Genomic DNA, 12,780 nt, shown 5'->3' with positions numbered 1-12,780 from the left:
ATGGCATCCGACAGCGAACCCACCGTCATCCTCACCGATCCCCTCGAGGAGCGCCTGCGCGCCCAGATCGCCCGCGAGGGCGAGCGCACCGTCGCGCTGCGCTCCGCCGCCCTGCTCACGGGCGGCTACGAGGGGGAGTCCTTCCTCCTCGTGGTCGGCGGCGAGCACGCCGACGGCGTGCTCAAGGGCGCACCGTCGCTGTACTGGCCCGAGCTCTGGGGTGCCCGCGCGCTGCTCTACGTGTGGGACGACGAGGCGGCCGACGCCGTCGTCGCGGGTCTCGCCAACGCCTCGTGGCGGGTGCGCGAGATGTGCGCCAGGGTCTGCACCGAGCGCGTCCTCGGTGGTCAGAAGAAGCTCGCGCGCCTCACCACCGACGAGCACCCGCGCGTGCGGTCCGCGGGAGCGCGTGCGCTGCTCGCCGTGGCGACCGCGGGCATCCGCTCCGGACGCGACGAGAAGGGCGAGTTCGCGGCGAGCGTCGAGCAGACGCTCACGGCGATGCTCCGCGATCCCGACCGCGACGTGAAGCGCGCGGCGCAGCAGGCCATCGACTCCCTCCGGAGTGCGCGGGCCTGAGTCCCGGGGCTCGGAACAGGCCGACGCGCGGCGTCAGCCGCCGACGCTCGAGCCGAAGCCCGACTTGCCGGTCGAGCCGAAGCCGCCCGAGAGCGTCTGCTTCGAGCCGACGGTCGCGCCGGCGGGGGCCCTCTGCACGACGTCGGGCTGAGTCGCCCCGCGGGCGGCGAACCCTCCGCTGGTCACGGGCGCCCAGCTGGTCGCGCGCGTCGAGTTCCAGCGCGAGGACGCGAAGATGAGCGGACCGAGCCAGAAGCCGCCCGCGTAGTGGCCGCGGTACTCGTCGGTCGCCTCGCAGAGCTGCTCCGGATCGTCGGCGACCGTCTCGCCCTCGGCCTGCAGCTTCGCGATCTGCTCGCGGACGTCCGCCAGGCAGTCCTCGCGGCTCGCGTAGACGGGTCGCTCGGCGTTCTCGGGGATCACGTAGTCCTCGCCGTCGGCGCCGGTGGTGACGACTCCGTCCGTCGACGGATCGCCGGCGCTCAGCGCGACGGCCAGGCCGATCGCCCCGACCGCGACGACCCCGCCGATGATGAGGCCGCGGCGCTTGGAGGCGATGCCGCTGATGCCGACATCGCCCGAGCGGCGGCGGTCGGTGCGGGTGGTGCCGGCGGCGTCGTCGCCGTCGGGGCGGGCGTCGCGAGGACGGTCCTCGGGGTCGGTCATCGGGTCTCCTCGTCCTGCGGGCGGGCGTCGCGGGCGTCGCGGGCGTCGTGGGGGCGGGCCTGCTCCCGGGGGCTGCCGAAGACGGGGTCCGTGCGCCCGCCCTCGATGTAGTGCGGCACGAACTCGGCGAGGTCGCCCGTGATGGGTCCGCTCGTCTCGCGGACGTCGATGCCGGCCGGGGTCTCGCCGACGATCCAGCTGCCGATCACGACCGTCTTCCCGTCGATGCGGGCGAGCTCGGCGCGGGCCTGGTGGATGAAGCCCTCCTCGCCGTAGGCGCCGCCGTTCTCGGCGACCACCGAGCCGTCGGCGTCGAGGACGGTGACGTTCGCCCCCTCGCGGCCCAGCCGCGGCTTGCGCACCTGGGCGGTGCCGACGAGCGGCTCGACGGAGGCGGGGAGCAGGTTGGGGTGCCCGCGGAACATCTCCCAGAGCACCACGAGCAGCTGCTTGTTGCTGAGCAGGAGCTTCCACGCGGGCTCGACCCAGCGGGTGCGCTCGCGCCGGTCGAGCAGGAGCCCGCCGAACTGCTCGCCGAGCATCCACTCCCACGGGTACAGCTTGAAGATGCACCGGATCGGCTCGCCGTCGGCATCGACGAAGCCGGTGCCGTCGAGTTCGTAGCGGATGTCCTCGACGAAGATCAGCTTGGGGTCGAAGCCCGCCTGCGCCGCCGTCTCGGCCATGTAGGCGACGGTGTCCGCATCCTCGACGATCAGCTCGCCGTCGCCGGAGTCCCGCAGCGACGCGAGGTGCAGCCGGGCGCCCTCGTCCAGCGTCCAGCGCTCGAGCCGGAGGTGGCGCCACTGCTCGACGAGCTGCTCGTGCAGGCTGTTGAACTGGTCGGCGTCCGGGCCGTGCACGTCGATCAGCCACTGCCACTGCGCCGCGGCCGTCTCGACGAGCGAGGTCGGGGTGTCGGCGTTGAACTCGAGCAGCTTCACCGCGCCGCGGTCGTCGTAGGCGAGGTCGAAGCGCCCGTAGACGGTGGGGTCGTCCTCGTCCCAGGAGGTGCGGACGAGTTCGTGGAAGCGCTCGGGGATGCCGAACTCCGCGAAGCGGCCGGTGCGCACGATCTTCTCGCACGCCTCCATGCAGAGGTCGAACAGCTCCTTCGTCACGCCCTCGAGCAGGTCGATCTCGGCGGGGGCGAAGCTGTAGGCCGCGAGCTCGTTCCAGTAGGGCCGACCGCCTTCCGAGGGGAGGTCGTAGAAGCTGAAGCCGACCTCGTCGAGGCGGGCGCGCCACTGGGGACGCGGGGCCGAGCTGTGTCTGCGCATGGTGTCCCGTCAGTGTACGTCCGGCCTCCGACAGCCAGGAGGGGGTGGACTCCCGCCTCCCTGGGGCGCTCGGAACAGGGCACACTCGGAGTGGTGCGCGATCGACGTCCGCTCCGCAGCGGGCGGCGCGCCCGTCCTCGTCCGACCCGACCGGAAGGCGGATCATGACCCCCGCACCCCGCATCGCCCCGCTCGACGGGCTCCGCGTGCTCGAGCTCGGCAACTTCATCGCGGCCCCCACTGCGGGCCGCCTGCTGGCCGACTTCGGGGCCGAGGTGATCAAGGTCGAGCGGCCCGGCACCGGAGACGAGCTGCGCAAGTGGCGTCTGCATCCCGGGTCGACGACGTCGATGCTCTTCCACGCCGTCAACCGCAACAAGAAGTCGATCACGCTCGATCTCCGCACCGAGGAGGGGCGCGACGCCGTGCGCCGCCTGGCCGCCGAGTGCGACGTCGTGCTCGAGAACTTCCGTCCGGGGACGATCGAGAAGTGGGGCATCGGGCCGGACGTGCTGAACGAGGCGAACCCCGACATCGTGATCGGGCGGATCTCGGCGTTCGGGCAGACCGGGCCCTCTCCGAGCGCCCCGGGTTCGCGGCGGTCGCGGAGGCGATGGGCGGTTTCCGCGAGCTCGTGGGCGATCCTGATCGTCCGCCCGTCCGCGTCGGCGTCTCGATCGGCGACTCCATCGCGGGGCTCTACGCCGGCTACGGAGTGATGATGGCGCTGTTCCAGCGGCAGACCCGGCGGGCGGCCGGGCTCGGACCCGCTCCGCTCGAGGAGCGCGTGATCGATGTGGCGCTCAACGAGGCGATGTTCTCGATGATGGAGTCGCTGATCCCGGACTACCAGGCGCACGGCATCGTCCGCGAGCGCGTCGGCGGGCGGATGGAGGGCATCGCGCCGACCAACGCCTACTCGTGCTCCGACGGGTCGAGCATCGTCATCGCGGGCAACGGCGACGCCATCTTCCAGCGCTTCATGGAGATCATCGGCCGCGAGGACCTGGCCGCCGACGAGGGCCTGGCGACCAACGACCTGCGCTGGCAGCGCCGCGACGAGCTCGACGCCGCGATCGGCGCATGGACCGCGACGCGGACCTCCGCCGAGGCCCTCGCGATCCTCGACGAGAGCGGCGTCCCCTCCGGCCCGATCTACACGGCGGCCGACATCAGCTCGAGCGAGCAGTACGCGGCTCGCGACATGATCCAGAAGTTCGACGTCGAGACCGGGTCGGGCGTGATCGAGGGCGTCGGGTTCCCCGGCGTCGTCCCCGTGCTCGGCGGCCGGTCGCTCCCCCTCCGCACACTCGCCCCCGCGCTGGGGCACGACACCGAGGAGGTCCTGGCCATGCTGCAGGGCGCCACCACCACCCGCACTTCCGGAGCGGGGGACGAGCGATGACCGCCCGCCTGCGCGACGTGACCCTCCGCGACGGACTGCAGCTCACGGGGCGGATGCTCTCGACCGAGCGCAAAGTGCGGCTCGCCCGCTCGCTCTTCGCCGCGGGGGTGCCCGAGCTCGAGATCGGCTCGATGGCCCGCGGTGACGTGGTGCCTCCGATGGCGAACACGCTCGAGGTGATCGAGGCGCTGACCCCCGAGGAGCTCGAGGAGGAGCTGGGTGTGGGTCGCCACTCCGCGGCACATCGAGAAGGCCGCGGCCGCCGGGGCCCGCAACTTCCAGTACTGCTTCTCGGCCTCGGACTCGCACAACCGGGCGAACATCGGCCGCCCCACCGAGGCGAGCCTGGACGCCATGCCGGACGCCGTCGCGCTCGCCCACGGAGTCGGCGGGCGCATCCAGCTCTGCATCGCCACGTCCTTCACCTGCCCGTTCGAGGGCGAGGTACCGGAGGAGCGGGTGCTCGCGATCGCGAACGACGCCCGGGCCGAGGGTGCGGAGGACATCGTCATCTGCGACACGCTCGGACAGGCGCACCCCGGCCAGGTCGCGTCGCTCGTCTCGCGGGTCGTCGCCGAGACGCCCCCGCGCGAGATCGTCTTCCACGGGCACGACACCTGGGGCTCGGGAGTCGTCAACGCGCTGACCGCGGTGCAGGCCGGCGCGTCGGTCGTCGACGGAGCGCTCGGCGGCCTCGGCGGCTGCCCCTTCGCTCCGGGTGCCAGCGGGAACACCGCGACCGAGGACCTCCTGTTCGCGATGCGGCCGGAGTGGCTCGACACCGCGGCGTTCGCGGCGCTGGTCCGCGAGTCGGAGGACCTCCTGGGCGATCTCGACGAGGCGAACCGGTCGAAGGCGCGCCAGGGGCCCGCTCGACCTCGACCGCGTTCCCGTGGGTTCTGGCCGAGGGCTGAGCGGCCTGGAACCTTCCCGGGAGGCGCGTCGGGCACCGGGAGGAGCGCGCTACGCTCATTAGTCAGCCAGCTGATCGATTGAGGAGCGACATGACCCCTGCAGAAGCCCCCGACCCGCGCCGACCGGATCCGGCAGTCGATCGTCGCCGTGAGCGCCGGGCTCGCGCTCGTCGGCTCGTTCCTCGGCTCCGGTGCCGCCGGCGGGACGCAGATCGCCGACGCCGCGGGCGGCGCCCTGAGCGCCTCCTCGACGCCCGTCGCTCCGGACGGACCCGCCTTCGCGATCTGGAGCGTGATCTACACGGGGCTGATCGCCTACGCGATCTGGCAGTTCCTCCCCTCGCAGGCCGCGAGGATCCGCCATCGCCGACTCGGCTACTGGGCCGCCGCGAGCCTGCTGCTGAACGCCGCGTGGATCCTGGTCGTGCAGGCCGGACTGCTCGCGCTGAGCGTCGTGGTGATCGTCCTGCTGCTCGCGGTCCTCGCCCGGATCTTCGTGCTGCTGCGCACGACGCGCACCGCGGGGGTCGTGGACGCGGTCGTCACCGACGGCACGTTCGGCCTCTACCTCGGCTGGGTCTGCGTGGCGACCGTCGCCAACGTCACGGCGGCGCTCGTGGGCGCAGGAGTCGGCAGCGCCGACGGTCCCAGCGCCTCGGCGTGGGCGGTCGTCGTGCTGGCCGTCGCCGCGCTGATCGGAGTGGCGCTCACCGTGGCCGGCCGCGGTCGCCTCGCCCCGATGCTCTCGCTGTGCTGGGGGCTGGTGTGGGTGGCCGTGGGGCGGTTCGGCGGGGAGCTGGTGTCGGTGCCGGCGGGGATCGCGGCGCTCGCCGCAGCGGGCGTGGTGCTCGTGGTGACGGTCGCGGTGCGGTTCACCGCGGGGCGGCGCGTCGCGGCCTGACGGGAGCCCTCGACCAAGGGCGAGGGGTCAGCGCCGGACGCGCAGCGTGTCCATCCCGCCGTCGACGGCCAGCGCGGTGCCGGTGATGGAGGAGGCGGTGCGGCCGGCCAGGAAGAGGACCGCTTCGGCGACCTCGCGAACGGTGATCATGCGCCCGATCGGCTGGCGGCGGTTCAGCGCGTCCAGCTCGGCCTCGGGATCCGCGAACGCGCGCAGGTTCTTCTCGACGAAGCCGGTGTGGACGGTGCCGGGGTTCACGCAGTTCACGCGGACCCCGTCGGCGACGTGATCGGTCGCCATCGCGAGGGTCAGGGCGTGCACGGCGCCCTTGGATGCGGAATAGACGGCGCGCTGGGGGAGTCCGCTGGTGGCGGCGACGGAGCAGAGGTTGACGATCGACGCGGCTCCGGAGTCGCGGAGCGCGGGCAGAGCCGCCGCACTCATGCGCGCGATGCCGATCACGTTGACGTCCAGTACGGTTCGCCAGGTCTCCTCGGTGCTCTCCTCGATCGTGCCCACCGCTCCGATGCCGGCGTTGTTCACGACGACGTCGAGGCGACCGAAGCGCTCGAGCACGGTGGACACCGCCGCATCGACGGAGTCGCGGTCGGTCACGTCGCACGGCACCCCGAGCAGGTCCGCGGGTACACCCTCGATGCTCCGGTCGAGGACGGCGACCTGCGCGCCGCGGTCGGCGAGCAGGGCCGCGCACTCGGCGCCGATACCAGAGGCTCCGCCCGTGACGATCGCGACGAGGCCCTCGACCCCGGACGCGGCGGTCATCGCTCCTCCGCCTGCGCGAACGTCTGCTCGGCCTCGCCGAGGCCCTCGATCGAGAGGCGGACGACGTCGCCCGCGCGCAGGTACGGGGTGCCGGGCAGGCCGAGGGCCACGCCGGCCGGGGTGCCGGTGTTCACCAGATCGCCCGGGTGCAGCACCATGAAGCGGCTGAGGTACCAGACGATGAAGGCGGGGTCGAAGACCATGTCGGCGGTCGTCCCGTTCTGCCGTGCGACGCCGTTCACCGAGAGGGTGAGCCGCAGGTCGGAGGTGTCGACCTCCTCGGCAGGTACGAACGACGGGCCGAGCGGGTTGAAGGTCTCGCAGCTCTTGCCCTTGTCCCACTGGCCGCCGCGCTCGAGCTGGAACTCGCGCTCGGAGACGTCGTGCGAGAGGACGTAGCCGGCGATGCAGGCCCGGGCCTCCTCCGGTGAGGCGAGGTAGCGGGCCTCGGCGCCGATGACGACGCCCAGCTCCACCTCCCAGTCGGTCTTCACGGAATCGACCGGGATGAGCACCTCGTCGAACGGTCCGACGATCGTCGACGGGTCCTTGAAGAAGACCACGGGCTCGTCGGGCACGGCGGCGCCGGTCTCGGCGGCGTGGTCCCGGTAGTTCAGCCCGATGCAGACGATCTTGCCCGGTCGTGCGATCGGCGCACCGACCCGCGCGCTCTCGGCGTCGACCCGCGGGAGGCTTCCGTTCGCGAGGGCGTCGCGGACGCGGTCGAGGCCGCTCGACGCGAGGAAGGGGCCGTCGATGTCCGCGGTAAGACTGCTGAGGTCGTAGGAGACGCCCTTCTCGACGACGAGTGGACGCTCCTCGCCTCGAACGCCTGATCGTTGGATGTGCATCGTGTCCTCTTCTCGCCGTGACAGGGTCGCAGCGAGCTTACATCAGACGTTAAGGGGCGTGAAGAGGCTGAAAAAAGGTGGAAGCCGGGCTCTTGCGCTGATACATCCGATGAAAGGAGTGGGCTCCGATCGGCACGGCTACCATCGGGTCATGCCGCACTCCGAGATTCGCGACCCGGCCGTCCGCTCGCAGACCGACGTCGTGGTGCACGGGATCCGCGAGCTCGTCGTCCGCGGCGCGCTGCGCCCCGGTGACCGCCTCCCCATCGAGAAGGAGCTCGCCGCGGAGCTCGGCGTCTCGCGGGGGTCGCTGCGGGAGGGTGTCCGTGCACTGGCTCTCATGGGAGTCCTCGAGACCCGGCAGGGGGACGGGACCTACGTGACCGCTCTGGATGCGTCTCTCCTGATCGCGCCGATGGGCTTCGTCATCGACATGCAGGCCGATGGGCAGAGCGCGCACATCGCCTCGGTGCGTCGGGTCCTCGAAGCGGAGGCCGCTGCGATCGCCGCCCGATCGTTCGATGCCGAGGGGATCGCCGGCCTGCGGGAGATCCTCGCCCTCATCGCGCCTCTGCTCGAGGACCCGAGCGAGGAGGATCACGAGCGGATGCTCGAGGCGGACATCGCCCTGCACACGGCCATCGCCCGCGCGGCGGGGAACCCGGTGCTCGAGGCACTGATCCAGGCGCTCTCGAGCCGGACGCTCCGCACCCGCCTCTGGCGCTCGGTCTCCGAGGAGGGGGCCATCGCGAGGACCTTCCAGCAGCACACCGCGATCGTCGACGCGCTGGAGACCGGTGATCCCGACCGCGCGCGAACCGCGATGAACGTGCACCTCTACGACGTGCAGGAGTTCGCGGCCTCGCGCACCGTCGAGGATCCGTCCAGACCGTAGACGCGGGTCGCGGTCCCTGCGAGCACCGCGTGACGCTCGTCGTCCGCGAGTCCGGCGACGAGATGCTGCACGGCCGAGAGTGCCCTGCCGTAGCCGCCGGCGAGCTCGCACACCGGCCAGTCACCGCCGAACATCAGCCGCTCCGGCCCGAGTGACTCGAGTGCGGCGCCGACGACGGGTCGCAGTTCCTCGACACTCCACTCCGAGGCGTCCGCGCGCAGCGATTGGAAGCCCGAGAGCTTCGCGGTGACGGTGGGCAGCGGAGACATCCTTCTCAGCGCCGCTTCCCACTCGCCCTCCCGCCACGGCCCGAGCGCGCCGACGGGCGGCTTGCCCAGGTGGTCGATGACGATGCGGAGGGAGGGGTGGCGCTCGACGAGCTCGGGCACGAGAGCCAGATGCCGGGGCAGCACGGCCGGCACATCCAGCGTCAGCCCTGCCCGCTCCACCAGGTCCAGGCTGGCGCGGACGGACGGGCGGAGGAGCCAGTCGGAGTCGGCGCGGTCGTGCACGAGCACGCGCACTCCCACGACCAGCGGCTCCCCGCTCAGCTCCTCGAGACGCTGAGCGGTGCGGTCCGGGTCCTCGAGGGGGAGGTGCGCGACCACTCCGACCAGCTCCGGGTGCTCGCGCGCCGCGGCCAGCATGGCGTCGGTGTCCTCTGCGGTATCGGCCGCCTGCACCAGCACCGCGCGGTGCACTCCCTCGGACCGCAGGACGCCGAGGGCCTCCTGCGCCGTGACCACGCGGTCGATCGGAGCGTGCTGCGGACCCAGCCAGGCGTAGCGGTGCCGGACCGGGTCCCAGACGTGCAGGTGCGCGTCGACGATCACAGGGTCAGACCGCGGCGCTCGAGGCGGTGGCCCAGTACGACCCGTCCGGGAAGCGGAACTCCTCGATCGTCGACTCGTGGATCTGGGCGGAATAGCCGGGCTGAGAGGGCACGACGTAGGCGCCGTCGCGCACGACGCACGGATCGACGAAGTGCTCGTGCAGGTGGTCGACGAACTCCGTGACCCGGCCGTCGAGCGATCCGGACACCGCGACGTAGTCGAACACCGAGAGGTGCTGCACGAGCTCGCAGAGTCCGACCCCGCCCGCATGCGGGCACACCGGCACATCGAACTTCTGCGCCATCAAATAGACGGCGAGGATCTCGTTCACGCTGCCCAGTCTCGCGGAATCGAGCTGGCAGTAGTCGATCGCCTCGGCCTGGAACATCTGCTTGAAGAGCACCCGGTTCATCCCGTGCTCTCCTGTCGCGACGCCGATCGGCGCGACCGCCGCGCGCACAGCGGCATGGCCGAGCACGTCGTCCGGGCTGGTGGGCTCCTCGATCCAGAGGGGGCGGAACTGCGCGAGCGCCTTCGTGTGCTCGATCGCCTCGGGCACGTCCCAGACCTGGTTCGCATCGATCATCAGGGCGACGTCCCAGCCGATCACGTCCCGCGCGATGCCCAGGCGGCGCACGTCGTCCTCGAGCGAGCCGCCGACCTTCAGCTTCACGTGCCGGTACCCGGCATCGACGGCCTCCTGGCAGAGGCGCCGCAGCTTCTCGTCCGAGTAGCCGAGCCAGCCGGCGCTCGTGGTGTAGCAGGGGTAGCCGGAGCCTTCGAGCTCGGCGATCCGCGCGCTCCGCGTCGGCTGCTTCTCGGCGAGGATCGCGAGCGCCTCGTCCTTCGTCAGCGCGTCGGACAGGTAGCGCAGGTCGGCGACAGCCACCAGTTCCTCGGGCGACATCTCGGCGAGCAGGCGCCAGAGGGGCTTCCCTGCGCGGCGGGCCGCGAGGTCCCAGACCGCGTTCATCACCGCGGCCAGGGCGAGGTGCACGACGCCCTTGTCCGGTCCCAGCCAGCGGACCTGCGAGTCGGACTGCAGCTCGCGGTAGAGGCCGCCGAGATCGGAGACGATCTCCTCGACGTCGCGGCCCACGAGAGCGGCGCCGCGCAGGCGTGCCGCGAGCACGCAGAGCTCGTTGCCGCGCCCGATCGTGAAGGTGAACCCGTACCCGCTGAGCGCGGGGTCGTCGGTGTCGAGGCGCACGTAGGCGGCGGAGTAGTCCGCATCCTTGTTCATCGCGTCCGAACCGTCGGCGCTGAGCGAGGTCGGGAAGCGGAGGTCGGTGACGGTCACGGCCGTGATCCGGGTCATGAGGAGAGCCTTTCGGAGTCGGGACCCGAGAGGTCCCTGATCGGGGTCCCGCTCTCGAGCAGACCGAGCTCGAGGAGCTCGGTCCAGAGGGCGGCCGGGGGAGCGGCCCGGAAGCGGGCGACGTTGGAGGAGACCTGCTCGGCCGTGCGCATGCCGAGGACGACCGAGGCGACGGCGGGGTGGGTCAGGGGGAAGGCGGCGGCGGCGTCCGGCAGCGTCGATCCGTGCCGCTCGCAGACCTCGGCGATCGCGGTCGCCCGCGCGATCATCGCGGCGGGGGCCGGGGCGTAGTCGAACCGGGCATCCACCGCCGGACGTCGGCGCGAGAGCAGCCCGGAGTTGTAGACGCCGGCCGCGACGATGCCGACGCCCCGCTCGAGCGCCACGGGGAGCAGATCGTGCAGAGCCCCCTGATCGAGAAGCGTGTACCGGCCGGCGAGCATGACCAGGTCGAGGTCGCTCTCGCGGACGAAGCGGGCGGGAGCGGCCGACTGGTTCATCCCGACCCCGACGGCGCCGATCACTCCCTGCTCGCGCAGCTCGATCAGCGCGGGAAGGGCGGAGTCGAGGGTCTGCTCGGCGTGGTCGTCGGGGTCGTGCACGTAGACGATGTCGAGCCGGTCGAGCCCGAGGCGCTCGAGGCTCGCCTCGATCGAGCGCAGGACGCCGTCACGTGAGTAGTCGAGCCGCCGTCGCAGGGTCGCAGGGACGACGAAGCCCTCGTCGTCGACTGCGTCCTCGGGGGCGTCGGCGGGCTCGAGGAGCCGGCCGACCTTGCTCGACACGACGATCGAGTCGCGGTCCGCTCCCGCGAGCGCGGCGCCCAGTCGTCGCTCCGAGAGGCCGAGGCCGTAGTGCGGTGCCGTGTCGTACATCCGGATGCCGCACTCGAGGGCGCGGGCGACGGCGGTCGACGCCTCCTCCTCGGTCGTCTCGCGGTACAGATTGCCGATCTGCGCTCCGCCGAACGCGAGTGCGCCCGCTCGGAGCGCCGTGACGCTGCTTCTCATGCTGTTCTCCCTGGGGTCTGCCCGGTCGTGCTCTCCGCGGCACCGACGATCCGGTCCACCGCTCGGGCTGCGCGCTCCACCGAGGTCGCGGTGTCCGTTCCGTCGTGCACGACGCTCTGCACCAGACGGCCGAGCACAGCGGTCAGTTCTGGCAGTCGCGGGTGGACGGGAAGCGGACGGGAGCGGCGGTACGCCTGCTCGAAGACACGGAGTGCGGGATTCTTCTGCAGGAGAACGGGGTGGCACCACGTGCTGCGTCGGACCCCCGTGGATCCCGCGACCGTCGTGGCGCGGTCTCCTGCGGCAGTGGCGCACTGCTGGAGGAAGCGCCAGGCGGCCTGGGGCCTCGAGGACCCGGCGGTGATCGCCAGGGCCCAGAAAGCGTTGACCGTCTCGACACCCGGCACCGCGACGGCGCCGATGCGCTCGTCACCCAGAGCCGCATAGCCCGCCCAGTTGACCATCAGGGCGACGCGGCCCTCGGCGAACGCCCGCCCCGAGCGCACCGAGTCCCAGTTCCTGGCCGCCGGGTCGACCACCGTGTCGAAGCTGCGGCGCAGGCTCTGCAGGGCCGCAGCCCCCGCCTCGTCCTCGAACCCGTTCGAGCGGCCGTCCGCGGTGAGCACGTCACCGCCGGCCAGTCGCATCCGGAGGACGAGGTCGTAGACGTTGCTGTGCCCGTCCGGGGCGCCGGCGAGCACCGTGCCGTACAGGCCCTCTCCGGGTCGGGTGAACCAGACGGCGTGATCGTCGATGTCCGCCCAGGTCGACGGGGGAGAAGGGGGCGACCGTGAGCCGCGGCGAAGCGCTCGCGTTCCCGGGGGTCCTCGTAGAGGTCCCGTCGGTAGAGGACGAGCTGCGGTCCGCAGTGGAAGGCCGAGCCCCAGAGGCGGGCACCGCCGCCGGTGTCGAAGACGAGGGAGGCGTCGAACGCGCCCGACCGATCCGTGCTCCCGCCCGGGAGGGGAGAGCGCGCCGCGAGGTCGTCGAGCGGGCGGATCGCTCCGGCGGCGGCGAGGCTCGGCAGGAGATCGGCGGGGACGAGTACGGCGTCGACGGATCCATCGGTGCACACGGGTGAGTGCAGGAGCGCCTGCTCCAAGGCCGGCAGGGGCAGCCAGCGGCCCACTACCCCGGCCTCCTGCGCCTCGACGGACGCCTCGAACGCGTCACCGGCGCGACCGAGGAGAGTGATCCCGTGCACATCGGCTCCGTTCGACGACCTCGCCCGGCCGAGGTATTCATCGGACCATAGCAGACAGCAGATCGGGTTCATGGTTCCCGGATCCGAACTTAGGCAACAGAAGGGGATCATTCATCGGATCAATCCGTAACAAGACGGTTA

12 protein-coding genes and 2 pseudogenes are annotated in these 12,780 nt (G+C 71.9%); 6 read left to right on the top strand and 8 right to left on the bottom strand.

Features of this window, described 5'->3' with window-relative positions:
• Positions 1-579, top strand: coding sequence for a HEAT repeat domain-containing protein (locus tag AC0CID_RS10315; protein WP_242683438.1), 579 nt, complete (start codon positions 1-3; stop codon positions 577-579).
• 33 nt (positions 580-612) lie between these two features.
• Here AC0CID_RS10315 and AC0CID_RS10310 read toward each other — a convergent pair whose 3' ends face one another.
• Together AC0CID_RS10310 and AC0CID_RS10305 are read right to left on the bottom strand one after the other, a co-directional pair.
• A complete protein-coding gene (locus AC0CID_RS10310) occupies positions 613-1,245 on the bottom strand; it encodes a hypothetical protein (RefSeq protein ID WP_207407363.1) in 633 nt (210 codons plus the stop codon).
• Positions 1,242-2,525 (bottom strand): glutathionylspermidine synthase family protein, encoded by a 1,284-nt coding sequence (locus AC0CID_RS10305; protein ID WP_465226734.1) that lies wholly within the window; start codon positions 2,523-2,525, stop codon positions 1,242-1,244. The genes AC0CID_RS10310 and AC0CID_RS10305 overlap by 4 nt, the downstream gene beginning before the upstream one ends.
• A gap of 164 nt (positions 2,526-2,689) precedes the next feature.
• Here AC0CID_RS10305 and AC0CID_RS10300 point away from each other — a divergent pair.
• From AC0CID_RS10300 to AC0CID_RS10290, 3 genes and pseudogenes are all read left to right on the top strand, one after another.
• Positions 2,690-3,930, top strand: a pseudogene (locus tag AC0CID_RS10300) (CaiB/BaiF CoA transferase family protein).
• Positions 3,927-4,844: pseudogene (locus AC0CID_RS10295) on the top strand (beta/alpha barrel domain-containing protein). Before AC0CID_RS10300 ends, AC0CID_RS10295 begins: the two co-directional pseudogenes overlap by 4 nt.
• A 148-nt stretch (positions 4,845-4,992) precedes the next feature.
• Positions 4,993-5,745: a tryptophan-rich sensory protein gene (locus AC0CID_RS10290; protein WP_465226733.1), complete on the top strand. Its 753-nt coding sequence runs from the start codon at positions 4,993-4,995 to the stop codon at positions 5,743-5,745.
• Between the two features lie 27 nt (positions 5,746-5,772).
• Here the strand turns inward: AC0CID_RS10290 and AC0CID_RS10285 are convergent, their stop codons facing one another.
• Complete coding sequence (locus AC0CID_RS10285; RefSeq protein ID WP_465226732.1) at positions 5,773-6,528, bottom strand: SDR family NAD(P)-dependent oxidoreductase; 756 nt, start codon at positions 6,526-6,528, stop codon at positions 5,773-5,775.
• Positions 6,525-7,379 (bottom strand): fumarylacetoacetate hydrolase family protein, encoded by an 855-nt coding sequence (locus tag AC0CID_RS10280; protein WP_465226731.1) that lies wholly within the window; start codon positions 7,377-7,379, stop codon positions 6,525-6,527. Before AC0CID_RS10280 ends, AC0CID_RS10285 begins: the two co-directional genes overlap by 4 nt.
• 151 nt (positions 7,380-7,530) lie before the next feature.
• Between AC0CID_RS10280 and AC0CID_RS10275 the strand changes: the two genes are divergently transcribed.
• Complete coding sequence (locus AC0CID_RS10275) at positions 7,531-8,274, top strand: FadR/GntR family transcriptional regulator (protein WP_465226730.1); 744 nt, start codon at positions 7,531-7,533, stop codon at positions 8,272-8,274.
• On the opposite strand, the gene AC0CID_RS10270 is transcribed toward AC0CID_RS10275, so the two are convergent.
• From AC0CID_RS10270 to AC0CID_RS10255, 4 genes are read right to left on the bottom strand one after another with little or no spacing between them, the layout of a single operon-like run.
• Positions 8,217-9,107, bottom strand: a complete 891-nt coding sequence (locus tag AC0CID_RS10270; protein ID WP_465226729.1) for an amidohydrolase family protein — start codon at positions 9,105-9,107, stop codon at positions 8,217-8,219. The two genes, AC0CID_RS10275 and AC0CID_RS10270, sit on opposite strands and share 58 nt — an antisense overlap.
• A gap of 4 nt (positions 9,108-9,111) precedes the next feature.
• Positions 9,112-10,425 carry an L-fuconate dehydratase gene (locus tag AC0CID_RS10265; RefSeq protein ID WP_465226728.1) on the bottom strand — a complete coding sequence of 438 codons (1,314 nt, stop codon included), beginning with the start codon at positions 10,423-10,425 and terminating at the stop codon, positions 9,112-9,114.
• On the bottom strand, positions 10,422-11,435 hold the full coding sequence (locus tag AC0CID_RS10260) for an aldo/keto reductase (RefSeq protein ID WP_465226727.1): 1,014 nt from the start codon (positions 11,433-11,435) through the stop codon (positions 10,422-10,424). Before AC0CID_RS10260 ends, AC0CID_RS10265 begins: the two co-directional genes overlap by 4 nt.
• On the bottom strand, positions 11,432-12,304 hold the full coding sequence (locus tag AC0CID_RS10255; protein WP_465228079.1) for an extracellular solute-binding protein: 873 nt from the start codon (positions 12,302-12,304) through the stop codon (positions 11,432-11,434). The genes AC0CID_RS10260 and AC0CID_RS10255 overlap by 4 nt, the downstream gene beginning before the upstream one ends.
• On the opposite strand from AC0CID_RS10255, the gene AC0CID_RS10250 reads away from it, so the two are divergent.
• Positions 12,226-12,516, top strand: coding sequence for a hypothetical protein (locus tag AC0CID_RS10250; RefSeq protein ID WP_465228147.1), 291 nt, complete (start codon positions 12,226-12,228; stop codon positions 12,514-12,516). The genes AC0CID_RS10255 and AC0CID_RS10250 overlap by 79 nt on opposite strands.
• The last annotated feature ends 264 nt before the right edge of the window (positions 12,517-12,780 follow it).

The sequence above is a fragment of the Rathayibacter sp. AC451 genome, from assembly GCF_979253095.1.
This window is presented reverse-complemented; position numbering and strand designations above follow the sequence as displayed.

What these genes read in the sequence shown, in the direction of transcription:
- AC0CID_RS10315 (WP_242683438.1), top strand. Translation starts at nt 1, where the DNA reads ATGGCATCCGACAGCGAACCCACCGTCATCCTCACCGATCCCCTCGAG.
- AC0CID_RS10310 (WP_207407363.1), bottom strand. Translation starts at nt 1,245, where the DNA reads ATGACCGACCCCGAGGACCGTCCTCGCGACGCCCGCCCCGACGGCGAC.
- AC0CID_RS10305 (WP_465226734.1), bottom strand. Translation starts at nt 2,525, where the DNA reads ATGCGCAGACACAGCTCGGCCCCGCGTCCCCAGTGGCGCGCCCGCCTC.
- AC0CID_RS10285 (WP_465226732.1), bottom strand. Translation starts at nt 6,528, where the DNA reads ATGACCGCCGCGTCCGGGGTCGAGGGCCTCGTCGCGATCGTCACGGGC.
- AC0CID_RS10280 (WP_465226731.1), bottom strand. Translation starts at nt 7,379, where the DNA reads ATGCACATCCAACGATCAGGCGTTCGAGGCGAGGAGCGTCCACTCGTC.
- AC0CID_RS10275 (WP_465226730.1), top strand. Translation starts at nt 7,531, where the DNA reads ATGCCGCACTCCGAGATTCGCGACCCGGCCGTCCGCTCGCAGACCGAC.
- AC0CID_RS10265 (WP_465226728.1), bottom strand. Translation starts at nt 10,425, where the DNA reads ATGACCCGGATCACGGCCGTGACCGTCACCGACCTCCGCTTCCCGACC.
- AC0CID_RS10260 (WP_465226727.1), bottom strand. Translation starts at nt 11,435, where the DNA reads ATGAGAAGCAGCGTCACGGCGCTCCGAGCGGGCGCACTCGCGTTCGGC.